Origin of the sequence: Mesorhizobium australicum WSM2073, assembly GCF_000230995.2 — a bacterium.
GTDB lineage: Bacteria > Pseudomonadota > Alphaproteobacteria > Rhizobiales > Rhizobiaceae > Mesorhizobium > Mesorhizobium australicum.
Genome location: NC_019973.1, coordinates 5863814 through 5887595 on the forward strand (window position 1 = coordinate 5863814; position 23782 = coordinate 5887595).

At 58.1% G+C, this 23782-nt stretch carries 17 protein-coding genes and 4 pseudogenes; 6 read left to right on the forward strand and 15 right to left on the reverse strand.

Annotated features, from left to right (window positions below):
• Positions 1-35: 35 nt before the first annotated feature.
• The 4 genes from MESAU_RS28185 to MESAU_RS28200 form a co-directional block, all read right to left on the reverse strand.
• On the reverse strand, positions 36-2057 hold the full coding sequence (locus MESAU_RS28185) for an ABC transporter ATP-binding protein (RefSeq protein WP_013533440.1): 2022 nt from the start codon (positions 2055-2057) through the stop codon (positions 36-38).
• Positions 2050-2901: an ABC transporter permease gene (locus tag MESAU_RS28190; RefSeq protein WP_013533441.1), complete on the reverse strand. Its 852-nt coding sequence runs from the start codon at positions 2899-2901 to the stop codon at positions 2050-2052. Before MESAU_RS28190 ends, MESAU_RS28185 begins: the two co-directional genes overlap by 8 nt.
• Positions 2901-3851, reverse strand: coding sequence for an ABC transporter permease (locus MESAU_RS28195; RefSeq protein ID WP_013533442.1), 951 nt, complete (start codon positions 3849-3851; stop codon positions 2901-2903). Before MESAU_RS28195 ends, MESAU_RS28190 begins: the two co-directional genes overlap by 1 nt.
• A 68-nt stretch (positions 3852-3919) precedes the next feature.
• Entirely contained in the window at positions 3920-5584 is a 1665-nt protein-coding gene (locus MESAU_RS28200) for an ABC transporter substrate-binding protein (protein ID WP_013533443.1), read from the reverse strand.
• A gap of 484 nt (positions 5585-6068) precedes the next feature.
• Here MESAU_RS28200 and MESAU_RS28205 point away from each other — a divergent pair, with 484 nt between their 5' ends.
• Positions 6069-6416, forward strand: coding sequence for a transporter substrate-binding domain-containing protein (locus MESAU_RS28205; RefSeq protein WP_013533444.1), 348 nt, complete (start codon positions 6069-6071; stop codon positions 6414-6416).
• Positions 6417-6430: 14 nt separating this feature from the next.
• Here MESAU_RS28205 and MESAU_RS28210 read toward each other — a convergent pair.
• Positions 6431-7236 (reverse strand): annotated as a pseudogene (locus tag MESAU_RS28210) (IS5 family transposase).
• Positions 7237-7997: 761 nt separating this feature from the next.
• Between MESAU_RS28210 and MESAU_RS32480 the strand changes: the two are divergent.
• Positions 7998-8210, forward strand: a pseudogene (locus tag MESAU_RS32480) (hypothetical protein); the annotation flags it as partial.
• Positions 8211-8593: 383 nt separating this feature from the next.
• Here the strand turns inward: MESAU_RS32480 and MESAU_RS28220 are convergent.
• From MESAU_RS28220 to MESAU_RS28250, 7 genes are all read right to left on the reverse strand, one after another.
• Positions 8594-9886 (reverse strand): aspartate aminotransferase family protein, encoded by a 1293-nt coding sequence (locus MESAU_RS28220; protein WP_013533446.1) that lies wholly within the window; start codon positions 9884-9886, stop codon positions 8594-8596.
• Positions 9879-12356 (reverse strand): FAD-dependent oxidoreductase, encoded by a 2478-nt coding sequence (locus tag MESAU_RS28225; protein WP_013533447.1) that lies wholly within the window; start codon positions 12354-12356, stop codon positions 9879-9881. The genes MESAU_RS28220 and MESAU_RS28225 overlap by 8 nt, the downstream gene beginning before the upstream one ends.
• A gap of 208 nt (positions 12357-12564) precedes the next feature.
• A complete protein-coding gene (locus MESAU_RS28230; RefSeq protein ID WP_013533448.1) occupies positions 12565-13308 on the reverse strand; it encodes an amino acid ABC transporter ATP-binding protein in 744 nt (247 codons plus the stop codon).
• A 33-nt stretch (positions 13309-13341) separates the two neighbouring features.
• On the reverse strand, positions 13342-14103 hold the full coding sequence (locus MESAU_RS28235; protein ID WP_013533449.1) for an amino acid ABC transporter permease: 762 nt from the start codon (positions 14101-14103) through the stop codon (positions 13342-13344).
• Entirely contained in the window at positions 14100-14744 is a 645-nt protein-coding gene (locus MESAU_RS28240; RefSeq protein ID WP_013533450.1) for an amino acid ABC transporter permease, read from the reverse strand. Before MESAU_RS28240 ends, MESAU_RS28235 begins: the two co-directional genes overlap by 4 nt.
• Positions 14745-14854: 110 nt before the next feature.
• Complete coding sequence (locus tag MESAU_RS28245) at positions 14855-15709, reverse strand: substrate-binding periplasmic protein (protein WP_013533451.1); 855 nt, start codon at positions 15707-15709, stop codon at positions 14855-14857.
• Between the two features lie 219 nt (positions 15710-15928).
• Positions 15929-17278, reverse strand: a complete 1350-nt coding sequence (locus tag MESAU_RS28250) for an MmgE/PrpD family protein (protein WP_245262919.1) — start codon at positions 17276-17278, stop codon at positions 15929-15931.
• Positions 17279-17519: 241 nt separating this feature from the next.
• Here MESAU_RS28250 and MESAU_RS28255 point away from each other — a divergent pair, with 241 nt between their 5' ends.
• From MESAU_RS28255 to MESAU_RS30720, 3 genes are all read left to right on the forward strand, one after another.
• Positions 17520-18425, forward strand: coding sequence for a MurR/RpiR family transcriptional regulator (locus tag MESAU_RS28255; protein WP_013533453.1), 906 nt, complete (start codon positions 17520-17522; stop codon positions 18423-18425).
• A gap of 29 nt (positions 18426-18454) precedes the next feature.
• A complete protein-coding gene (locus MESAU_RS28260) occupies positions 18455-18835 on the forward strand; it encodes a carboxymuconolactone decarboxylase family protein (RefSeq protein WP_013533454.1) in 381 nt (126 codons plus the stop codon).
• 305 nt (positions 18836-19140) lie between these two features.
• Complete coding sequence (locus MESAU_RS30720; RefSeq protein WP_013533455.1) at positions 19141-20220, forward strand: GlxA family transcriptional regulator; 1080 nt, start codon at positions 19141-19143, stop codon at positions 20218-20220.
• Here MESAU_RS30720 and MESAU_RS28270 read toward each other — a convergent pair.
• From MESAU_RS28270 to tnpA, 3 genes and pseudogenes are all read right to left on the reverse strand, one after another.
• Complete coding sequence (locus MESAU_RS28270; protein WP_013533456.1) at positions 20217-20414, reverse strand: hypothetical protein; 198 nt, start codon at positions 20412-20414, stop codon at positions 20217-20219. The genes MESAU_RS30720 and MESAU_RS28270 overlap by 4 nt on opposite strands.
• A gap of 293 nt (positions 20415-20707) precedes the next feature.
• Positions 20708-21297 (reverse strand): annotated as a pseudogene (tnpC, locus tag MESAU_RS28275) (IS66 family transposase); the annotation flags it as partial.
• Positions 21298-21323: 26 nt separating this feature from the next.
• Positions 21324-21635: pseudogene (gene tnpA, locus MESAU_RS32485) on the reverse strand (IS66-like element accessory protein TnpA); the annotation flags it as partial.
• Between the two features lie 640 nt (positions 21636-22275).
• On the opposite strand from tnpA, the gene MESAU_RS28280 reads away from it, so the two are divergent.
• On the forward strand, positions 22276-23496 hold the full coding sequence (locus MESAU_RS28280) for an ATP-grasp domain-containing protein (protein ID WP_013533457.1): 1221 nt from the start codon (positions 22276-22278) through the stop codon (positions 23494-23496).
• The last annotated feature ends 286 nt before the right edge of the window (positions 23497-23782 follow it).

The following is a 23782-nucleotide window of genomic DNA, read 5'->3' on the forward strand; positions in this document are numbered from 1 at the left end:
GAGAAGGGGCATCGCCGACGGTGGCGTCACCGCCTTCAACTTACCGGAGAAAGCATGCCACGCCGCTGGAGGCGCTGGAGGTCTTCTGTTCGGATATGGCAACGGATGACATGGCCCGGCTGCACCTCGTTCTGCGGCGGCTCCAGGGTCTCACAGATTGCGCCAAGCTTGCGTGGGCACCGGTTATGGAAGACGCACCCCTTGGGCGGGTTGGCCGCGGAGGGGATCTCTCCAGAGAGGCGAATGCGGGTATTCTGGGCACCGTCGAGTTGGGGGACCGCCGAAAGAAGCGCTTCGGTATAGGGGTGGTTTGGTCCTTCGAACACGCTCTCCGATGGCCCCATCTCCATGATCCGCCCGAGGTAGAGCACGGCAATTCGGTCGGAAAGATACCGAACGACGCCAAGATCGTGAGAGATGAATAGGTAGCTGACATTCCGCTCTACCTGAAGGTCTGCGAGCAGATTCAGGATCGCCGCCTGCACTGAGACGTCGAGCGCCGACGTAGGCTCGTCGCAGACCAAAACGCGAGGGTCGCCGGCGAAACTGCGCGCTATGGCGACGCGCTGCTTGAGCCCACCGGAAAGCTGGCGCGGACGGAGCGATAGATGTCGAGGCGTCAGGCGGACTGCGGCCACGAGCGCATTGAGACGGCCAGTCAAGTCGGCGCCACGATAGCCGCCGAGCTTTCGCAACGCGCGGCCAATGATCCGAGAGACCGAATGCGAGCGGTTCAGCGCTGAATCCGGATTCTGAAAGACGATCTGCACCGCTTTCACCTCTTCATCTCGGCGCCGATCGAGACTGGCGGCCAGAGGCCTGCCGTCAAGCTCGATGGCCCCGCCGGGATCCGGCGGCACCAAGCCCAAGAGCATTCGCGCTAGCGTCGTTTTGCCGGAGCCAGACTCACCGACCAGACCTAGTGTTTCCCCAGGCAGAAGACTTAGCGAAACACCGGCGACCGCACGGATCGCGTGGCTCCCCTGACCATAAGTTTTCGAGAGATTGCTAACCCGAAGTACCGGCGCGGCCCCCCACGAAGACTTTAGATTTACAAGATCGCTTGGCGTACTCCGCGGAATATTGACGGCCCGATCCGGGTAGTGGCAACGCACGAGTCTACCGCAATCTTCCCGCAGTTCCGGCACTTCCGCGCGACACCGGTCGTCGGCGATCGCACAGCGCTCCGCGAAGGGGCAACCGGAGATCAGCGCGCCGGGCGCGGGTAGAAAACCCGGAATGTTATCGAGCCGTCGCTGGTCCTTTCGCTGCCCGCCCCGAGGTAGGCAACGCAAGAGCGAGACAGTGTAGGGATGGCGTGGAGAACTCAATATCTCACGGGTCAGCCCTTCCTCAACCAGCATCCCTGCATAGAGGACACCGACGCGATCGGACATCTTGGCCACCACGGCGAGGTTGTGGCTGATGAACAAGATTGAGGTGCCGAGCTCGCGCCGAAGATCGGAGATGAGGTCGAGGGCCTCAGCCTCCACGGTGGCGTCAAGGCCGGTCGTGGGCTCGTCCAGAATCAGCATCTTCGGATCGCTCGCCAGTGCCATGGCAATCGTCACCCGTTGCTGCATGCCTCCCGAAAGTTGATGTGGATAGCGCATCATAACCGAGCCGGGATCGGCGATGCGCACCTTTTGCAGCATCTCTAGCGAACGCATTTCGCGCTCGGCAGAAGGGACGCCCATCACCTCGAACACCTCGCCCAACTGACACCCCACTTTCAGCGACGGGTTTAGCGCTTTGCTGGGATCCTGGTAGACCATCGAGACAGTTCCTGCTCGCAGGTGCCTGAGCGCCTCGGGCCCGAGCCGCATTACATCCGTCCCGTCGAGCATCACCGCCCCGCCGGTGATCTTCCCGTTCCGCGGAAGGTACCGAACCACCGCCAGTGCCACGGTGGACTTGCCACAACCGCTTTCGCCGACGAGCCCATAAGCCTCACCCGGCGCAATCTGCAGACTAACATCGCGCAGCACGGCGCGGTCCCGCCCACCAGACCGGTAAGCGACGGAGAGGCGATCGAGGTGAAGTGCGGGTTCAGCCATCGAGCGCTCCATGCAGCCCTTCGGCCATTAGATTTACCCCGATTACCAGGCTGGCGATGGCCAATGCATCGAATAGCACTGTCCACCAAAAGCCGCCGCCGATCATTCCGTAGTTGGTCGCGATCGACAGCCCCCAATCCGGCGAAGGTGGCTGCAGGCCGAAGCCAATGAAACTCAACGTGGCGACTGCGAAGATTGCATAACCGAGACGCACGGCGGATTCGACGAGAATGGGTGGGAGTATGTTAGGTAAGATTTCGACGAACATGATATGGGCGGCGTTCTCGCGGCGGAGCGTCGCGGCAGCGACGTATTCAAGATCGCGTTCCGACAAGACGGCGGAGCGGACCGTGCGGGCGATGCTTGGCGCGTAGGACAATCCGATAACGAGAATCACGGACGTCTGCGAGTTGCCCAACGCAACGATGATCAGCAAGGCAATGATGAGCGTGGGGAGCGCCAACACCGCCTCGAGTAGACGGGAGACGACATCATCGATCATTCCACGAAAGTAGCCCGTCACTAGCCCCAGCGCTGTTCCCAATAATGTAGCGAGGCAGGTGGCGACCGGAGCTACGATCAGGATATCGCGCGATCCAAGGAAAACGCGCGAGAAAATGTCGCGCCCAAGTTGATCCGTGCCGAACCAATGCTCGGTAGAAGGGGGGGCGAGCACATTCATGATGTCAGCGGCAAACGGGTCGTGAGGCACGAAATAGCGACCAAATAACGCACAGACGACCCAGTACGCGAGAATGGCGGAGCCGAACAAAAACGGGCCCGAGCCTAACAGCGCGCTCCGCACCGTAGGCTGGCAACTAGAAGAAGCGGTCAGGTCGGCCATTACTCAGCCCCGAGACGGATTCGGGGATTGAGCAGCGCATAAAGCAGATCTGCAACCATAGTCGCTACCACTAAGGCGATGCCAGTCACTAGCACCCCCGCCTGCAGCATCGGGAAGTCCTTGCTCTGCGCGGCAGAGAAAATAAGCAATCCAACTCCTTGGTAGCCGAATAGTTTCTCCGTCACCAACAGGCCGCCAATCAGAAAAGCAGTCTGAGTCGCAATAACTGTGATCGTCGGCAAGAGCGCATTCCGCAGCACATGCCTCCAGATGACCTTCCGCCAGGGCAGGCCTTTTAGAACGGCAGTGCGGGTGTAGTCGGAATCAAGCGCATCGAGCGTTCCTGCACGGGCCATCCGTGCGATATAGGCGAAAAGCCCCAGCACCAACGGCATCGCCGGCAGAATAAGATAATAAAGTTGTGTCAGCGGCCCTGCACCATCCGGCCAGGCGGCGGAAACCGGCAGCCAACGCAGCCAAACGCCGAAAATCAGGATCAGCACGATTCCAGTGACGAATTCCGGGAGCACAGTTACCGAGAGACCGCCAAGGGTAATGATGCGATCAACTGGACGGTTCACGTTTAGCGCTGCCACTATCCCGCCGAGAATACTGAGTGGCACGACGACAGCGAATGCCACCGCGGCTAGCTTCAACGACTGGCCCAGTGCCGCTTTCACAACGAGGGCTACCGGGCTACGATAGACAAGGGACTCTCCCATGTCGCCGTGCAGGAAGCGCCCTAGCCAAGAGCCGTACTGGACGAGTAACGGCCTGTCCACACCGAGCCGGTGGTTCAGCGCATCCACCGCTTGTTGATCGGCGAAGGGGCCAAGAATGGCCCGCCCCACGTTGCCCGGCAGTACCTGCCCGCCGAAAAACACGAGCAGGCTCAGCACGAAGAGTGTAATTATTGCATAGGTAAAGCGCCGGGCAAGGAAACGTTTCATCGGGGTCCGCTTCTTAAATGATGTACCTGTACGGCGAGGCAGCTAATGCTGCCCTCGCCGAGCCAACGTTATGTCTTTCCCGCATCCTGTAAGAACAATTGCCCGATGGCTGTTGGCTGGACGCCAACGACGCCCTTCTTGGTCGCGATCAGGTAGTCATAGAAGTAGCCGAACAGCAGCGGCGTTTCTTCAAGCAGTAGCCGCTGAATCTTGCCTGCACCCGCCCGCTGCGCCTCCAAATCGAGCGAGGCCGTGTAGCTGTTGACGAGGTTGTCATATTCCTTGTTCTTGAACTTGGCCGGATTATAAATGCCGTCGCTCATCAATAGCGATTGGAGGAGAACGTTCGGTACGCCGCGGTGGCCGAAGTCGCCAATGCCCATCACCGAGTCGAGCCACGGCGATTTGCCGGGGATCACATCGCCATAAAAGGCACTCCGGTCCATGATGTCGAGCTTGAGCTCGACGCCGATCTCCTTCACCCAGTTCTGTAAGAGCTGGGCATAGGCCGGAATTTCCAGATATTGCGGGGCGGCAAGCGTCACCTGAAAGCCCTTCTCCATCCCCGCCGCCTTCATCAACTCTTTGGCCTTGCGGATGTCCTGGTTGCGCTGCGGCACGGTCGGATCGGTCATGGGATAGACTTTGGCGAAGGGGCTATCGTTGCCGACTTCGGCGCGGCCTTTCATCAGGCCCTTTACGAACTTCTCGCGATCCAAACACAGCGCCACCGCCTGACGGACACGTGGATCCCCGAATGGATCCGAGTCACAGTGCATGTGGACTGGCTGGTTCGCAGTGGATTTTAAGCTAACGATGTCAACGCTCGGGTCGCCTAGCAGTGCCACACCGTCGAGCACGGAGAACTGGTTGACGATGTCGACCTGCCCGGCCTGCAGCGCAAAGATTTGCGCCCGGATATCCTTGAAGAAGATGAATTCTGTTTTCGCCGGCAGCGCCTTTAGTCCCCAATAATCATCATTGCGGACGAAACTCGCGCCGACGTTGCGAGTGAACTTCTCGATCTTGAAAGGACCAGTGGCGTCCCAACTTTCCTCGAAATTTCCCGAATAGCCCGCCGGCAAGATAATAGCATTGTAGTTGTCGGACGACACCAAGTAAGGGAAACTGCCGCTCGCGCTGTCGAGATGGAACTCGACTGTGTAGTCGTCCACCTTTCGGGTGCCGCCCTTTTGCAAAATGCCCTTGAAGACGGAAAGCGCGTTTGACGAATTCTTTGGATCCGCCAGTCGATCCATAGTGGCGACGACATCATCGGCCTTCATCTCGCCGCCAGAATGGAACTTAACGCCTTTTTGTAGCGTGAACGTCCAAACGGTGCCGTCCTGGTTAGGGTTCCAGCTTGTCGCAAGACAGGGCTTCAGCACAAGGTCTGGCCCGTCGATGCAGAGGAACTCACCGACCTGATTGAGCATCAGGACCCCCCCCGTGTCGCCATTCAGGACGGGGTCGACCACGGTCTGCGGCGCATCGCAAGCAACTCGAATGGTGGAACCGGGTTGGACGGCCGCTCTCGCTACGGACGGTGTTGCGCCGAGGCCAACCACCAGCGTAGCCTGGCCAAGAAACGGCAGGGACAGGCCAAGCACACTGCCGTGCCGCAAAAACTCGCGACGACTGACGCGGCCATCGACGTGGCCATCGATCAGGTGGTTCTCGATCGGCGTTAGGCCAGAGCGAAGACCATCGAGCAAGTAAGTGTTTCGTGTCACAGCGGTTCCCCTTTTTCTCAACGTTGATCGTGCACCTGCGTTTACGCCCGGTTCCGATGTCGTCGGGAACCCACTGAGCGATTCCTATGGACTTCCGTCCCGACGCCGTTTTCCGCGTCTACTAGCCTTAGCTTCCTGCGGCGAGTGCCACCTTGACGAGGTCACAAGTGGCCCAAGCTTGAACGAGGCTTCTTCATTTTTTGATGATCAATTGCGCGGCGGCTCGGAGCAAATACAGTTATTTTATGCTCATCATCTGGGAACGAGATGGCCCAGGTCGCCACTGGGACAATGGGTCACCCTTCAGCACATTGCACGGTCAAACTGGGTCCCGCTTCGCCCTCGTTGCAGAAGGCCCCAACGTGTCCAGGACAACTGATTTGCTCCACTTTCCCGCGCCGACGGGCCCTCAGCGTGGAAGGCGGAGCTTTCCGATGTTAAAGCCCGTTCGTTTGATGACGCGCTCGTCTTGTGCAATCTGCTGATGCGGGAAGCGGGCTCCAAATCGACCGTTCGCTGGGTCTGGGCTTCATCGCTCGGCAAGATCAAGAACGGAGAGACGATCCGGATCGGCTTCTCCAACGAGATTCCCTGGGCCTATCCGCGCGACAACAAAGAGCCGCTCGGCTTGGTCAATACGACGCTCGACATTCTGAAGAAGATGGGCATCACCAAGGTCGAGCCGATCGTGACGGAATGGGGCTCGCTCGTCCCTAGCCTGCAGGACGGTCGCTTCGACATCATCACCGGCGGCATGTTCATCCTGCCCAAGCGACTGCAGCAACGTGCCGACAACCGATCCGATCGCCAAGATACGAGTGAGCTGTCTTAGAGTCCGTTTTGAATTCAGGGATGAGTGTTTCTGCGGATAAGATTGCCGGCCATAGCGACGAGGATCATGGCTTGCGAGACATCGATGCGCTGCTCGTAGTCGCGCACGAGGCGGCGCCATCTTGTCATCCAGCCGAAGGTGCGCTCGACAACCCAGCGGCGGGGCAGGATCTGGAAGCCCTTCTGGTCGTCGGATCGGCGGATGATCTCTACCACGAAGTCCAGATAGGCGGCCTTATCCGGTCGTAGGCGCCGTCGGCGAACAGATGCTTCACCCAGGGCCAGCGCTTGCGGATACCATCCAGAATCGCCTGAGCGCCGGCGCTGTCGGAGATGTCGGCGGTGGTGAGGTTGACCATCAAGAGCCACCCATCCGTATCGACGGCAACGTGTCGCTTGCAGCCGACAATCTTCTTGCCGGCGTCGCAACCTCTTGTTTCCGCTTGCGGGCCTCGACCGACTGGCTGTCGATCACGCCAGCCGTGGGACTGGCCTCGCGCCCGGCCCGCTCGCGATCCAGCATCAGCGCCACGTCTTGGATGGTCTGGAAAGCGCCGCGCCAACTCGCGAAACCAGCCGTAGACCGTCTGCCAGGCGCCGAAATGGATCGGCAGCATCCGCCAGCCGCAACCCGAGCGCACAAGGTAGCGCACCGCGTTGATCACCTCACGGAATTCAACCTCGCGCGGACGACCGCGACGCCCAGGCTTGGGCATCAGCGGCGCGATCTGTTCCCACTCCTCGTCCGTCAGATCGGACGGGTAGCGCTTGGTCTTCTTGGCGATCTTGGCCATCCGGCCACGGCTCTGTTCGGTCCACATCCCCAGCTTGAATCACAAACCAGCCTCAGACGAAATCCCAATTTTTCCGATTTTCCAAACGGCCTCTAACGGCTATCACGTTCATCGCGAACGAACCGTAGTTAGTTGGCAAGCGCACCGGCTTCCTGCAGGGCGTCCTAGAGAATAGGGTTGGCTCGCGCGCCGACCGTGGAGCTCCCAGCCGAGCTCGCCGGCATAGAACATTCGGAACGCCCACACCTTGTTGCCTGCGACCTCGATTTTTCTATGCAGTCAGCCATGGAAACGCCTCGTTGGTCAGCGCCGGATCGCGCTCTACAAACCCGATGACGGCCATATGGACCCGGCAGGTGCGACTTTCACGCTGACCAAGGGTGCGCGCCAGATCGGCGCAACGATTACCCGCCAGTGCCGGGTGACTGACATAAAGCCCGGCCAAATGGCGAATGGGGGGTATTCTCCGAGCAGGGCGAGATCGTTTGCGAAGTGAATGCCGGCAGCATCTCCACCGCACGGTGCGCCGTCGTGTCAAGCCGAGCGCACTCTACGGCCGTTTGAAGGAAAAGCGCGGTGTTCGAATGTCTACGGCTGGGAGCGGCCGCTCTCGTTCCCTCGCGGTGGCTTGAGCAGCGCGACCACTATTCATTCCGCCGCCCCGCCCTGGCACCATCTCGCGGGGAGGAGGTTCGCGCCGTGCGCGAACGGGCCGGGCTGATAGATATTTCCGCCTTCACCAAGATTGAGGTGTCGGCTCCAGACGGGCACGCTTTCTCGACCGGCTTGTGGCGAACCGGCTGCCGTCGAAGCCTGGCCGAATCGCGCTGGCGCATCTGCTGAACGACAATGGCCGCATTGAGCTCAAGACGACCATCGTTCGCTTCGCCGATGACCAGTTCTACTTCAGAGCCTTCTTTGAGCAGCGTCTGCTGAATTATTTGGCAATGAACAAAAAGGTCGACGAGGCGGTTACGATCGCGATCCTGTGTGAGGACTGGGGCGCACTCGCGCTGAACGGGCCACATGCGCGTGATATTCTTGCGGCCCGTAGCCGCGCTAGAGGAGCGCGACCTGCTATGAAGGTCACCCGGATTTGCGTGTGTCGGCTCAATCTTCCGCTGACGAACCCTCGCCATCTTGACGTTGGCAAGTTCCACCGCCGAACCGTCAGCCTTCACGCGAACCTTCACATTCGCATCCACGACCCGCTTCACGGGCACCAGGATCTTCACTGAACTCTTTTCCTTTAGTCGATCCACGAGAACTTGAACCCGGGAGAATAGCGAGATCGCCCGGAAGCCAGCTACATTTCTCAGCGCAAGGGCAACGCGATGTGGCAGGACGACAATTGTCGAATCGCGGTTTCATCGCGTAGCACCGCTTATTCGGCGGACAGTTGCTTGGCGGCCGCCATTATCGCGTTCTGCGTCCAAGCGAGATCGCTGCTGGAGAGAGCAAGGCTAGGATAAATCTTGCCCGGCGATTTAAAGATTCCATGCTGACGGAGCCGAGCATTAAACCTGCCTGCCAAACTATTGTCCGCCTTGAGAACATCTCTGTAGAACTTCACCGAACGCTTAGTGAATACGACATCAAAAAGAACAGGATCCCCAACGATTTGATAATCGACTCCTGTTTGATCGAGAGCATCCCTAAGGAAGCCCATGATGGCCTCCCCATTTCTGCGAAGCCGGTCATAGCTGTCCGGACGGCGAAGGATTTCGAGCGTCTTCAGGCCGGCAACGGCTGCAAGCGGATTGCCGCTCAGGGTTCCGATCTGCAGGGTAAAGCGATCTTTGCCGACCACGCTCTTGTCGAAATGAGCCATGATGTCTGCTTGGCCCACCACCGCGGCAAGCGGGAGACCGCCGCCTACGATTTTGCCGACGGTGCAAAGATCCGGCACAACGCCGTACTTTTCTTGTCCCCCGCCGTAGGCCAAACGGAATCCGGTAACTACCTCATCGAAAATTAGCACGATCCCGTGCTTCGAGGTTTCTTCGCGCAACACTTCGAGAAATCCTGGCTCCGGAGGAATCAGGCGCTGAAGCGGTTCAACGATCACACCAGCGATTCTCTCGCCATGTTCATCAAGGAACTGCCGAATAAAATCCGGATCGTTGAACGGCGCGACGTAGATGCTTTCGCGGACTTGTTCGGGTATTCCCGCTGAATCCGGAACGCCATTTGGATAGTTCTCCAGTCTGTCGGGGAAGACACTGATCAGGGCATCTGAAGACATGCCATGATAGCCGCCTTCGAATTTTAAAATGAGGTCCCGACCAGTATGCGCGCGAGCAAGGCGCATCGCGAACATGTCTGCCTCGCCACCGCTCGAAACAAATCGTAGCTTTTCCGCACACTGCAAGGCTTGGCATATCGCTTCGGCAAGCTCTATACCGTGCCTGTTGCTGGCGAAAAACGTCAGTCCTTTTCCTGCCTGCTCTCGAATTGCCTCAACGACCTCTTCATTGTCGTGTCCCAGGATCATCGGTCCCGAGCCAATGAGGTAGTCGACGTATTCCTTCCCGTCCTCATCCCAGACGCGAGCGCCATGGCCTTCGCGAATGACGATCGACGGGTCGAAATTACCGAATCCACCGCCGGGCAGCACACCTTTCGCCCTGTCGACCCACTGCTTCTGCGCCGGCTGCGCAACTGAATTGTCAAGCATTGGCCGCCACCCTCTTCCTCTGGCTGTCTGCGCCTGCATCGGCGCGGGGGCGAACATTGTCGGGATCGAAAGCCGGCTCGCCCAGCACCTCCGCCTTCCGGATTTCACCCATGATCGTGACATCCACCTTTGTTCCCGGGCTCGCGACATCGGGCGACACGTAGGCAAAGGCGAGAATCTTGCCGACGGACGGCGAGTAGGCGATCGAGGTCACCGATCCCACTTGACGGTCTCCCATCAGCACGGCTTCGCCGCCATTTCCATCCGACACCCCGTCGGACTCGATCTGCAGATAAGCGCAGATCCACGACGGGCCCTTCTCCAGAGCGGCCAGTGTGGCCTGCTTGCCCCTGAACTCAGCCTTGTCGGTCTTGACGAAGCGCATCACATCGGCCTCCGGCAAAGTGACCTCGTTGGTAAGTTCGCCAGCCCCCTTGAACATCTTCTCCAATCGCATGACGTTCATCGCGAAAGAGCCGTAGTCGATCAGCCCCATGGCATCGCCAATCTCATGCAATGCATCGTAGACGGCCGGGATGCTCTCTTTTGGTCCATGGAACTCCCAGCCCACCTCGCCCGCGTAGGACATCCGGAACGCCCATACCTTCTCCCCTGCGATCTCGATCTCCTGGGCCGTAAGCCAGGGGAACGCCTCGTTGGTCAAGGCAGCGCTTGTGTTCGGGGCCAGGATCTCGCGGGAGCGAGGTCCATTGAGAGCCAAGGCTCCCCAGGCATCAGACAGATTGGTGATGGTTACATCGTCGTGATCAGTGCGAGCGAACCTCAGATAGTCCAGCAAGCGCTGCTCGAAGAACGCCGCGCAGGTGAAATAGAAGCGATCGTCGGCGAGGCGAACAATGGTCGTTTCCAACTCGATGCGACCGTTCTCATTCAACAGGTGAGTCAACGCAATGCGACCGGGCTTCGAAGGCAGCCTGTTCGGGATGAGCCTATCGATGAATTTGGCCGCTCCCGGTCCAGAGACTTGAACCTTGGTGAACGCGGAAATGTCTATCACGCCGGCGCACTCGCGCACGCTGTTGACCTCTTGCTGGACAAGAGGAAACCAAGCGGGCCTGCGGAAAGAATAGTAGTCTCGTTGCTCGACACCGTCGCGCGCGAACCAGCGCGGACGTTCCCATCCGTAGACTTCTTCGAACACAGCACCCCGACTTTTGAGGCGTTCATAGAGGGCGCTGGGCTTGACTGGCCTGCCGGCATGCCTGTTGAGGTGAGGGAACGGAACTTCATGGCGCAGAAGGTAGTCCTCTTTCGCCTTTGTAACCTGATATCCCTGGTCGGCGAAGCGGCCGAAGCGCCGCGGATCGTAGTCGCGCATGTTGATGTCCGACGCACCGTGGACCATCCAGCGAGCCAGTTCACGTGTCAGCCCTGGGCCCCAACCGATACCGATTTGGCAACCGCAGTTCAGCCAAAAATTCCTGAGCCCCGGTGCTGGCCCGATCAGCGGGTTGCCGTCCGGCGGATGCGAAATCGCCCCGTGAACGGCTCGTTTGATGCCAAGCTGGGAAAGCACAGGCATACGGCCCATGGCGTTCTCTAGCCACGGCATAATCCGGTCATAATGCGGCTCGAAAAGTTCGTGTTCCGCCTCCCAAGGACATTCGTCGATCCAAACCGCATTCGGATTGGCCTTCTCATAAATGCCGATGAGGCCGGACTTCTGCTCCATTCGGATGTAACCGGAGACAAGCTGGTCGTCTCTGATGACGGGCAGCTCCCTTTCTAGGGACATGAATTCCGGCACGGTATCCGTAATCAGATAGTGGTGAGTCATCGACGTGATGGGCACGTCGAGACCCACCCACTTCCCAACCTGGCGGGCATAGGTGCCGCCAGCATTGACAACGTGTTCGCAAACGATCTCGCCCTGCTCCGTGAAGACCCTCCATTCGCCGTTCGGCTCTCGCTTGATGTCGGTGGCGCGGCACTGCCGAATAATTTTGGCACCAAATTGTCTCGCGCCCTGAGCCAAGGCGAATGTAGCGCCGGAGGGATCCACATGCCCATCATCGGGTGTGTAGAGCGCGGCTTGAACGCCTTCGAGATTGTAGAATGGATGCAGCTCCCTTATGCGCTGTGGTCCCACCAATTCCATGGTGAACCCAAGAGCCTTGCCGACGCTCAGGGTTTGACGAAGCCAATCGAGCTCATCGTCAGTGTAGGCGAGCCGCAGCGACCCGCAGCCATGCCAAGTCACCGACTGGCCAGTCTCTTGCTCCAGTACCTTGGAGTAGAGATCGATATTGTAGCCAACGCATTTGCCTAAGGAGAAACTCGATGTCGAATGGGTAATCTGGCCTGCTGCATGCCAGGTAGACCCCGACGTCAACTCGGCTTTCTCCAGGAGAACTACGTCTGTCCACCCCTCGTGCGCCAGGTGGTAGGCCAACCCACAGCCCATGACCCCGCCACCAATAATCACCACGCGCGCATGAGATACGCTCATTGTCAGTTCTCCTAATCGAATGGTCTCAAAACCTAATAGGACAGATGTGCGTTTGTCAATGATAAATCGAAAAATTGTACCATAGCGGGCCATGCGGCCAAGCTTGCGCGAGCAGCCTTACGGGGAGCCTCCTAATGAGATTTTGAGGAATTAGGTGGGCACAGCCGATGCCGCCGAGCGTGAGCACGCCGCGGCTGTTCCCGCTTCCCTAGTGGGAAAGAATCTTTGACAGGAAGTCCTTTGCCCGCCTGTCCGTCGGTGCGGTGAAAAATTGCTCCGGCTCAGCTTCTTCAACTATTCGCCCGGAATCCAAGAAAACGATGCGATCGGCGACCTTGCGCGCGAATCCCATTTCGTGCGTCACGACAACCATGGTCATGCCCGCCTGTGCGAGCTCACCCATGACATCCAGCACTTCTGAAATCATCTCCGGATCAAGGGCGGATGTCGGCTCGTCGAAAAGCATCACCTTTGGGTCCATGGCCAGTGAGCGGGCAATCGCGAGGCGCTGCCTTTGCCCGCCCGAAAGGCGGCCCGGGAACTCGCGGGCCTTGTCGCCTATGCCGACGCGTTTGAGCAGCGCGTGAGCGCGCTCCTCCGCCTCTCGCCTGGCGGTCCCACGCACCAGGCGGGGTGCCAGGGTAATGTTGTCGATCGCGTCGAGATGCGGATACAGATTGAAATTCTGAAAGACCATTCCGACTTCGCAACGAAGCTGCCGAAGGTTCTTCTTGGCTGCGTTCAGATTGTGATTAAGGACCCGCAAAGACCCGGTCTGAAACGTTTCCAGGCCATTGATGCATCGGGTCAGCGTTGACTTTCCCGAGCCGGACGGGCCGCACACAACGACGACTTCGCGCTCCCTCACATTGAGATCGATTTCGTGCAGCACCTGGGCGGTTCCAAAGCTCTTGCTGACCTTGGAGAACCGAATGATCGACTGAATCGTCATGTAACGAAATCCATTCCCTATGCTTCCGATCGCTCAAGCACCTACAGCGGAAACCCGCCCTCGCCACCTTTTCACGACCAAGGAGAGGGTGCCGCAAATGATAAAATATCCAATGCCAACCAAAGTATAGATCGCATACGGACTGAAGGTGTTGCTGTTTGTGATCTGCGCTGCTCTAAAGAAATCAATTACCCCCACCATTGAGACGAGAGACGTTGTCTTGAAAAGCATAATCACTTGCGACAGAAGGGCTGGCATCATGTTGGAAATAGCCTGGGGCAGGATTATCCATTTGAAGGATTGCCAGTTGTTCAAGCCCGTCGACGCAGCGGCCTCCCATTGACCCTTGTCCACGGAATACAACCCAGCTCGAATGACCTCAGCCAGGTACGAAGCCGCGATTATCGACATTGCCACCAGCGCCGCTGTCCAACCGTCGATTGGTTGACCCGTGATGGCCGGAGCGCCGAAGTAGACCCAAAATATCACCATCAACTCGGGCGTCGCGCGAACGATCTCGATCAGGAAAACCGCCGGAATCCTGGCGAAAGACGAACCGTGGACGCGCGCCACCGCCAAAGGTATCGCGGCCGCCAGTCCGATCGCAGTGGACAGGATGGAGAGCTGAATTGATAGCCATAGGCCTTGCGCGATCAGGCCGGCGCTCGGCCAAATGGGAGCCCAGCGAAACCCAGCCGCTTTCCAAGCACCCACAAAGCACAGGAACGCGAGGCAACCGTACCAAATAACCGCCTTCCGGCGATCGGCATCCTCTGGCTGGCGATCGAGATTCATCGGCGTTCCCGGTCCATTAGCACTTGGACAGCGCTCATCGCGCCCGCTATCAGCAAAGCAAGCATCAGGTACAGGACCGTCACCGCGATCGCGGCCTCCATGCCGCGAAACGTCTCCTGCTCGATCTGCTGGGTCATGAACGTGAGGTCTTCAATCGCGATCAGCATCACAGTCGATGAATTCTTCACGACTTGGATAAATTGGCTGGTCAGGGGCGGTACAGTGATCCGGATCGCCTGCGGCAGTATGATCCTCGTAAATACCTGTCGGCCTGACAGGCCGGAAGCGATGCCGGCCTCCCACTGCCCTGTGGGAAGAGCCCGGATTCCTGAGGTCACAACATCAGAGATATAGGCGCCCTGATGCAACGTTAAAGCTATCACGCCGGAAATGGATGCATCGATCCCGAAGGCGTAATATATGGCAAATAATTTTACAACTACTGGTATATCCCTGATGACTTCTACACACGTATCTAAGGACTTTCTGAGATGGAAGCCCGCAGTAACCTTCAAGCAGCCGACAACCGATCCGATCAGAAAAGACAGAGCTATCGAGATCAGAGATATGCGGAGCGTCGTACCCAAACCCTGGAACAGCAGAGCTCGGTACTCCCAGATTATTCCCCAGTCGAGATGCATGAGGTTTCCGTAGGGTTCCGCGTCAAGCCCCGATCACTCAGGTCGACCAGTGGCGCGGCTTTCGCGGCGCTTGTTGGTCCGGCCGACCTGCGTTCATGTCTGTCTGGAAGCTACCACTTATCGGGGCCGTGCACTTCCGCTACGCCAGGCTGCATCATGCCTGGCTGCCACAACACGAACCCTGGCTCTTCGTTGTAGTATTTGCGGTAGATCTCCTGGAGTTTGCCTTCAAGCCAAAGGCGCTGCAGGCCCCAGTTCACCCAGTTGCGCCATTTCGAATCGTTCTGCCGAACCATGATGGCGCTGGAGTCCCGATAGAAAGGCTCGCCCACCGCGAGCTTCGCGTCGGACATTTTTTCGATCATCAGCTCCGCCTGCAAGGAGTCGATCAGAACGCAGTCCACTTGCCCTTGGGCAACGGCCAGCAGCAGTTCCGGATACTGTTGGAAGAGCTTGAACTTGGCGCCAGCATTGGTCGCTCTCCAGTAGCCTATATAGACTGCGCCCTGCGTCGCGCCGATCGTCTTTTCCGTGCCGGCGTAAGCCTTGGGGTCCGTCGGTTCACCTTTCCGGACAAGTATGACCGCCTGCTCGGTGTTCCAGATCAAGGAAAAGTCCACGACTTCCTCGCGAATCTTGGAGTTTGTGGTAGGACCGAACTCGGCATCAATCTGCCCGTTCAGCAAGAGCGGGATTCGGGTCTGCGACGTCGTCTGCACGAACTTGACTTCGACACCCAAGTGCTTGCCGAACTCCCTCGCCACATCCGGTCCGTAGCCCTGCACGACGCCCTGCGCGTCAGCGAAGCTGCCCGGAGGATAATCGTATCGCGCGCCGGCTAACAAGTGGCCGCGCTTCATTATCGCATCCAAGGTCGAGGTGACCTCCTCGGCCTTGGCGCCTTTGGCCACGAGCGATGCGGCGGCCGTGGCCCCCATCGCCGATAACATGCTGCGTCTGTCCATGTTTCACTCCCCTGAGCTTAACCGCTTTTTCTTTTTTGGGATGGGGTTCGCCATCCCTGGCCATCACAACCGTGGAACCGACCGGCGGTTAGAGAACGATTGTTTTCCCGCAGAGAACCTGGCGTACAAACGTTTTTGAGTCAATTCGGATTCGGAGAATTGCTTGGACATCCCAGTGAGGATGAAACGACGTTGACCGGACGGAGCCCTGCGGTAGCTTTAAAAGATGGCCGTCGACCTGATAGGAATGGACAAAGCACCTTCGGCCAAAAGACCGACAAGCTCGGCAGGAGCATCGCAAGCTTTGGCCTTTCGTGTCAGATCGGCGTCCGTCATCGGATTCTTGGGCCCTCCGCGCACATAAGCCACGGCTTTTTCGAGGCGCTGCCCTGATTGCAATGTAACGACAAGGCGGTCGGGAGCTTCTGGCGATAGATCTTGGATGTCATCCGGGACTTGTTCAGGTACGATCGACACTTTCAGCATCAGGGCCCGAGTGTCCGGCTCGCTCAGCGCTGCCGGTTCGAAATCAGCAGGGGTCAACACGCCACACAACATTGCTCTTGCGACGCAATACCGAACTGAGAACCGCGCCTCCGCGGATGTCGTGGGTTCGGCGATCGACACAACTCGCACGAAAGGCGCGGGACTGTGGATCGCTATCGAAGCGATCGATGTGGGATCGATCTGGTGATTCTCGCGTAGCCCGATAGCTGCCTCGATCGGCCTTTGGGTATAGGAACAGCTTGGCCAAGATTTTCGCGCAACCGGATGGTCCATAATTCCTTGCCCGATGATTCTGGTCGCAAGGACCGCCCGAGTTCCTGGAGACGTGGGCGTCCCAAAATTCGCCAGGAAGCCCAAAGGGCCGTCCCAAACAAGGCCGGAAGCTGCTACCGCTCCGACCCTCGCGTACTGAGCCGCAAATACTCCGCCCCTGGCAGCTAAGCCAACATGGGCAACCTTCATGTCTGTTCCGAACTGATGCTGAAGCCCCGCAGATACGCTGGACCCCATATTCATCGCGGCCGCAATGCGTTCGCTTGGCAGGTCCATGGCGTGAGCACATGCGGCGGCAGCGGCGATCGGACCAAGCGTGGATGTTGAATGCCATCCCGACAGGTAGTGCCCGAAGCCGAGAGATTCACCCAGACGAACAATAACCTCATATCCGACCGTCCAGGCTCGAAGGATATCGCCAACGGTCAAGCCGTCGCGAAAGCCAACGGCAAGAAGCGCCGCAAGGATCGGTGCACTGGGGTGCGTCGAGCCGACGAATTCGTAATCGTCGAAATCGAGAGCATGGGAGCGCACGCCATTGAGAAAGGCAGCCCCACCGACACTGAGCATGCCGCCACCAACAATCGAAACCGCACCCTCTCCGGATTCTAACGATATCGCCTTCTCAGCCAGGGCAGACACGGCTGTAGTTCTGCCGCCAAACATGCAAGATGCGGTATCGACAAGGCTTCGGCGCGCCTCCCTTTCGATTGTGGGAGACATATCGCCCCTATAGCGCCCGGCCCATTCGGCAATTGACGAGGCGATATCGAGATTCGGCATATTCATTCAGCTTGCTGATCAAGACTTTGATCGTTTGCAATTGGAGGGCGGCTCAGCTGCGTTAGTGGTCTGCCGGCAGAAGCTCGTTCATTTCGGCGCGGGAAAGCAACTTTCAGAGGCTATGCCATTCCACAAGCTGGGGCACGCACACCCGTGCTTTCAACGCGTGCATCGCGTACATTCATGTGCCTTCTCCGAGCAAACACGCTATAGACAACGCTACCGAACAACTGTATGGATGTCAACCATGAAGCGAATGAATGTACCATCCGAAAGGTCCGCGGCCGCGGTTCTGGAAGAGATTAGAGGGCGGCTCATTTCGTTCACACCGGAATTGCACAAGGCCGCTACCCATGTACTTGAGAACTCAAATCTGATCAGCATCACGTCGATCAGAAACATGGCGCAGGGCGCCGATATCAAGCCAAATACTTTGGTCAGGATGGCCCGCGCTCTGGGCTTTGAAGGGTACGAGGATTTTCGTAGACCCTTTAGAGAACAAGTCATGCGAGGGCGCGACGACTTTCCGGACCGAGCGCGATGGCTTCAGTCACTTTCGAAGGGCGGCAAGCTCGCCAGCCTCTACAGCCAGATGGCGTCGACATCCATAGAGAATATTGAGGGTCTGTTTACTGGTACGAGCGCAACCGAGATAAAGAAGCTCGCCGACGCTATCGTGAGTGCGCGAATGACATATGTGCTTGGCGTAGGCTTCGCCAGTTCCATTGCCCGAAACTTCGCCTATCTTGCGAGCATGGCCGTAGGCGGCGTTGTCGCCATCCCGCGTGAAGGGTCCCTGCCTATTGACGGACTGGTCCACGCCGAGAAGGGCGACATCCTGGTGGCGATGACATTTAAGCCATATCGACGCGAGATCATCGAGGCTGTCGAAGTCGCCCGTTCTTACGGCCTCAAGGTGGTTGGCATATCTGACAGCCCGGCATCGCCGATCCTCGTCCGGGCAGATCAGCGTTTCGTCATACCCACCAACACCCCGCAATTTTTTCCCTCTACCGTTGCTGTTACCGCGCTTTTCGAGACGATCATGGCCTTTGTCGTAGCGGAAGCCAAGACCGGCGCTGTCAATAATATCGAGCGTTTCCACCAACGGCGGCATGATCTGGGTATCTACTGGAAAGATGAGCAAAGGTGATGCCGGCCCGTTCGCACATAGAGGACAGAATGGAACAAAATCTCTTTGAATTGGGCCTGTCCAAAAGAAAGGCCGTACTTGGCGCCGAGTACGTTGAGAAAAACCTCGCGTCGGCAGACGAATTCACCCGCCCGTTCCAGGAAGCGATGACGGCTTGGTGTTGGGGATTTGGCTGGGGAGATGAAGCAATCGATCCAAAGACGAGATCGCTGATGAACCTGGCCATGATCGGCGCCTTAGGGAAGATGCACGAATGGGAGACCCATTGTCGTGGCGCAATCAACAATGGTGTCTCAAAGGACGAGATCCGTGCTGCGATTCACATAGTTGGCATCTATTGCGGCGTGCCACAGGCTTTAGAGTGCTTCAGGGTTGCTCGCAAAGTACTTGAGGAACGAAATCTCTTATAAGCCTAAGAACTCGTCGGGCCTGATATGGTCGACGTTGGGCTGGCGGCCGGCGAAAAGGCTCGGCTTGTGCGAGAATCTTTTCGAGGCCGCGTAGCGTAGCCACCATCAGGTGTTGGGCCGCGGCTTCTGAGCGACATCGAACAATTCTGGGGGTGCGCCGTGAGAATTTGGTCCGGCAACGATGAACGTACTCAGGCTACTCGTGTGAAGACAGGGTTTCGATTTTGCAACGGCTGACACCGCTTGACGCAGCGCGGGGCTCCTCGGGTCGATACAACGAGGCCCGAAAGCAAGGCCTGGAAACCATGCCCGGCAGGTTTAACTTTTACCTGCTTCCCGCTTTTTCCCTGCATGCTTTTTCCTCCGCGATTGAAGTGCTTACGCTGGCTAACGAAGCGACGGGACGAAACGCCTATAGTTGGCAGGTTGTTTCGGGCGACGGACAACCGGTGGTGTCGAGTTGCGGCATCACCATAAGCTCAGCCGCCGCATTGCGATCGGAGCGTGACCGCCTTCGATCAAACCCAGCCACGGTCGCGATAGTGTGTGGAGGCCGTTCCCTCCCTCGACATGACAGCCAGTTGGATGCCTGGCTCAGAGAGTGCCGCAACCGTCGCGCGCGCCTTATCGGCATAGGTGGCGGAACCCTAGTCCTTGCTCGAGCGGGCCTGGCAGAAGGTCGCCGCTGCGCCGTGCACTGGGAGCAATTCCCGCTATTCCTGGAGAAGTTTCCAAGCGTTATAGCTACGCAAGCCGCATTCGAGGAAGATGGTGAGCTGTATACCTGCTCTGGCGCAGGCGCATCCTTTGATACATTCCTGGATCTGGTTGGACGCGATCATGGAGCTGCCGTCGTAAATCGCATATGTGAGAAGGCCATCGCGTGTCGTGTCCGCTCTGTTGGGGACCGTCAACGCTTGCCGCCGAATTCCCGCGTACGATGCAATCACAAGGCAGTGATAACAGTCATCGATCAGATGGAAGCACATATCGGCGATCCCAAGTCGGTAAATGGACTGGTGGCAGCGACTGGCCTTACACGCCGCCAAATTGAGCGACTCTTCAGGCGTGAACTAGGACGAGGTCCGAGCCGCTACTACCTGGAACTGCGTCTCGAGCGCGCGCACTTGCTGCTTCGAAGCTCGAACCTGCCCGTTATAGAGATAGCTGTAGCGTGCGGATTCGTCTCTGCATCACATTTCTCAAAAGTCTATCGGGAAATGTACGGCTGCGCCCCACATCAAACTCGATTGTTGTCGTACGGAACTGGACAAGATCGCCCATATGATCCGCTCGCTGATCCTGCTGGCGGTCCAGCTGCCGACTGCATGACTGCATCCTCCAGAACCATGCGCGCAGAATCATCGGGCTTTAAACCCCGTTAGTCAGGTGCAAGAGACCCATAGGAGGTCCACGGGCAATCAAAATTCAGGGCAAAGGCGGATAAAAGGTCAAACAACCGCTCGGATTGAGCAATGCCGTCAGCCTTGTCGAGAAATCGGCTGAACTCGACCGCAAACGCCTCCCTGGGTGCCTCGGGGAATGCATCGACGAGACTAAGGATCCGCGGGCGTTCCATAATCTCTCTCCGCAGCCATTTTGCGCTGGATGTTGTGATTGGCATACAGATGCACAGAGCTGTCAGGTACCAGGCTCGCCATGCCGTCACCGCAGGTCGGGCGTCGCCAAAGCTGTATCACATTGCCGCAATGCGTAAGGTTATTTTGCGTGAAGTAGATGTTGCGCTAGTATTTCGAAATGTGACCTGTGCAGGTACAATTCTCCAATTTCGGTTGCTGACGCAAATTGATTTCCCACCGGTTAATTTTCAGATTGGATTGGAGACCGGCCTCGTTAAGGTAAGCGTCGTTCTCAGGCCAAGGCCTTGAGCTCCGGCTTGGCGATGTAGGTCCAGGGCAGGAGTTCGTCAATTTGCTGTTCGGATGGCCGTTGACGATCCTGGCGAGCACGTCGGCCAGGTAGCCGAGCGGCTCGACGCCGTTCAGCTTGCACGTCTCGATCAGCGAAGCGACGACGGCCCAGTGCTCGGCGCCGCCGTCAGAGCCCGCGAAGAGGGCGTTCTTCCGGTTGAGCGCGATCGGGCGGATCGACCGCTCGACGATATTGGAGTCGACCTCGATGCGTCCGTCGTCGAGGAAGTGGGTGAGCCCCTCGCAGCGTGACAGCGTATAGCGGATCGCCTCGGCGAGCTTGGTCTTCTGGCTGATCAGGCCGAGCTTCTCGCGCAGCCACGGCTCGAGCTCGACCAGGATGGGCCGGCTCCTTTCCTGGCGCGCGGCACGACGTGCGTCTGCCGGCTGGCCGCGGATGTCGTCCTTGACGCGATAGAGTTCTGAGATGCGCCGGAGCGCCTCGCTCGCGATCGGCGCTGGGCCAGCCGCGGCGAGTTCGTAGAAGCGCCGGCGCACGTGTGCCCAGCAGAAGGCGAGCGTTGCGCCGCCATCAGGCCAGCATCTCGGGTCGCCTTCCGCTTCCGTGGCTGTGCTGGACGCGTCGGCGCGGGTTCCGGAGGCGCCACCACCGCCGGCACGAAGGTCGGGGATTCCTGCTGCACCGAAGCGGCCTGTTTGCGCGCTTCGCGCCGCCAGGCGAACACCTGCTGTGGCCTGAGACCATAACGCCGGGCGACTTCGGAAATGATTGCGTTCGGTTCCAGCGTCTCCGCGACGATCCGCGCCTTGTCATCCAGCGACCAGTGACGCCGGCCGCCAGCACCGTTGATCACCTCGAAACGCCGAGGCTGCCGCTCCGGGTCGAGCGTAAGGTCAAGTCCAGACACAAGCCTATCTCCGATCCCAATACAGGATCGGCAACCTCACAGATCGCGATCACTCCCGAAAGGTGGCCCCGAAACACCGCTTACTCGTTAAGCACGGACTGAAACTGACCATGTGATCCGGATTGGTTCCATGGCGAGGACCTCCATAGTGGGCTGATGCGCCGCGACGCGCTGTGAACGTCCCGCCAGGTCGCCGATCGTGCCCCTGCGGACTCTGGAAGTCCGCTACCTCAGCGAAGAAAAACGAAACGGAGCTTTCGAGCTTTCCGATCACAAGCCCGTTCGTTTTTTTGATGACGCGCACGTCTCGTGCGATCTGTTGATGCGGAAAGCGGGCTCCGAATTGACCGTTCACTGAGTTCGGGCTTCTGGCAAGATCAAGAATGAGAGATCATCCGGATCGGCTTTCGAAGGAGAGAACAACGAGCCTCTCGGCTTGGTCGCTGCGATGAGTTAGGCTCTCACAATGAACCAATTGCAACATATCCTTCAAACAAGCTTGCAGAATCTTTGCGATTGCAAACCGCTGATAGTGGTACGCTGCTGACGACAGTACGTTCACTAGACACTCTGGTCAGGCGAAACTGAAGAAGTTGATGCCTATTTATCTCGACCGCACGCAACGTGGAGACAGCAGAAAATGGCAAGAAGATCGCTCATACTAGTTGAAGCCGGGAGGAGCAATGGTCTTATGTACGTCCAAGCGGCCCAGCGTCTTGGTCTTCATCCAATTACCTTGTCGACTGATCCAACTCAGTACGACTATCTTGCAACCCGAAGCATTGACGCAGTCCGTATCGATACAGACAATCTCGATGCGCTGATCCGTGAATGTTCCCAGCTGCGTGCAACCTATGATATTGCTGGAATTACATCCTCCGCGGAACCGTTCTGTGCGAAAGTTGGCAAGCTCTGCCGGCATTTCGATCTACCCGGACCGGACCCCACCTCTATTGAGCGATGCTGCGACAAATTCGTCCAACGCCAGCTTCTCGCGGAAGCCGGGGTTCCAATACCAGCGTATCGCGTGGCCACTAATGTGGCGGACGTCGAAAGCTCTGCCGCAGAGATCGGCCTGCCAGTGATTCTCAAGCCAGCCGTAGGCACTGGCAGCCAAGGCGTCCGATTGTGCCGCAATATCCACGAGCTAGCCGAACACACGACCTATCTATTGGGCGGCAAGCACATTTGGCGGTCCCCGCCGAGAATACTGGTCGAAGAATTCGCAGAAGGTCCGCATTATATCACTCATGTGATGGGACATGAGGTCATTGGGATTGAGGCAGCTGACTTCGACCGCCCACCGCATTTCGTCTTTCGTGGGGGCATCTTTCCCGCTCCGCTAACTGATGACGAGCATAAGCGTATCATCGATACTTCGTTGAGCTGTTTGCAAGCTCTGAGCCTTGGCTGGGGGCCAACGTGCATTGAACTCCGGTGGACGAAGTGTGGCCCAGTCGTCATTGAAGTCAATCCGCGTCTTGGTGGCGGTCCTGAACACATTCAGCTGGCTTACGGTATCGATCTCATCACCGAGCACATCAAACTTGTCACCGGCGACGAATGGGATTTGCGTAAAAGGCATTCGGAAATTGCTGGCTGGCGGAACCTACTTCCCGATCACGAGGGTACCCTCGACTGGATCGATGACGGCAGTCGGGCAGCTGCGGTACCTGGTGTGGCCGAGATCAAATTGTGGGTCAAACCCAAGATGCCGATCGTTAGGAAAGGCGATTACCTAGACTCCATGGGATATGTCATCGCCTTTTCACGCAGCCATACTCGGACCGAGGCAATACTTCAAAGTGCCGTCGAATTGATCAATTGGTCGATCACACCGTTTCCGCCCGTTAGTGAATAGGAACAGCCTGATCTAACTGGACCGCTTTTGGCCAAGGCATAGATCGGTACACTTGCGAAGCTGGGCGGCGTTTTGTCCTGCGGTCTCAAAGATGTGTCCGCATGATCGCCTTCGGGAAGCGCCAGTTTGGCGGCTACCCGGCCGATTGGTAAGACGCCCGTCGGCACGAACGCCCATCTTTGGTTGAGTGTGACTCGGCCCCTTGCACACCATTGCTGTCGTCGCCGCTTCGACCAAGAAAGGAAAGGCCGGTCAAGGTCCTGTCGCCGACAGTGGCCGGCTTCTT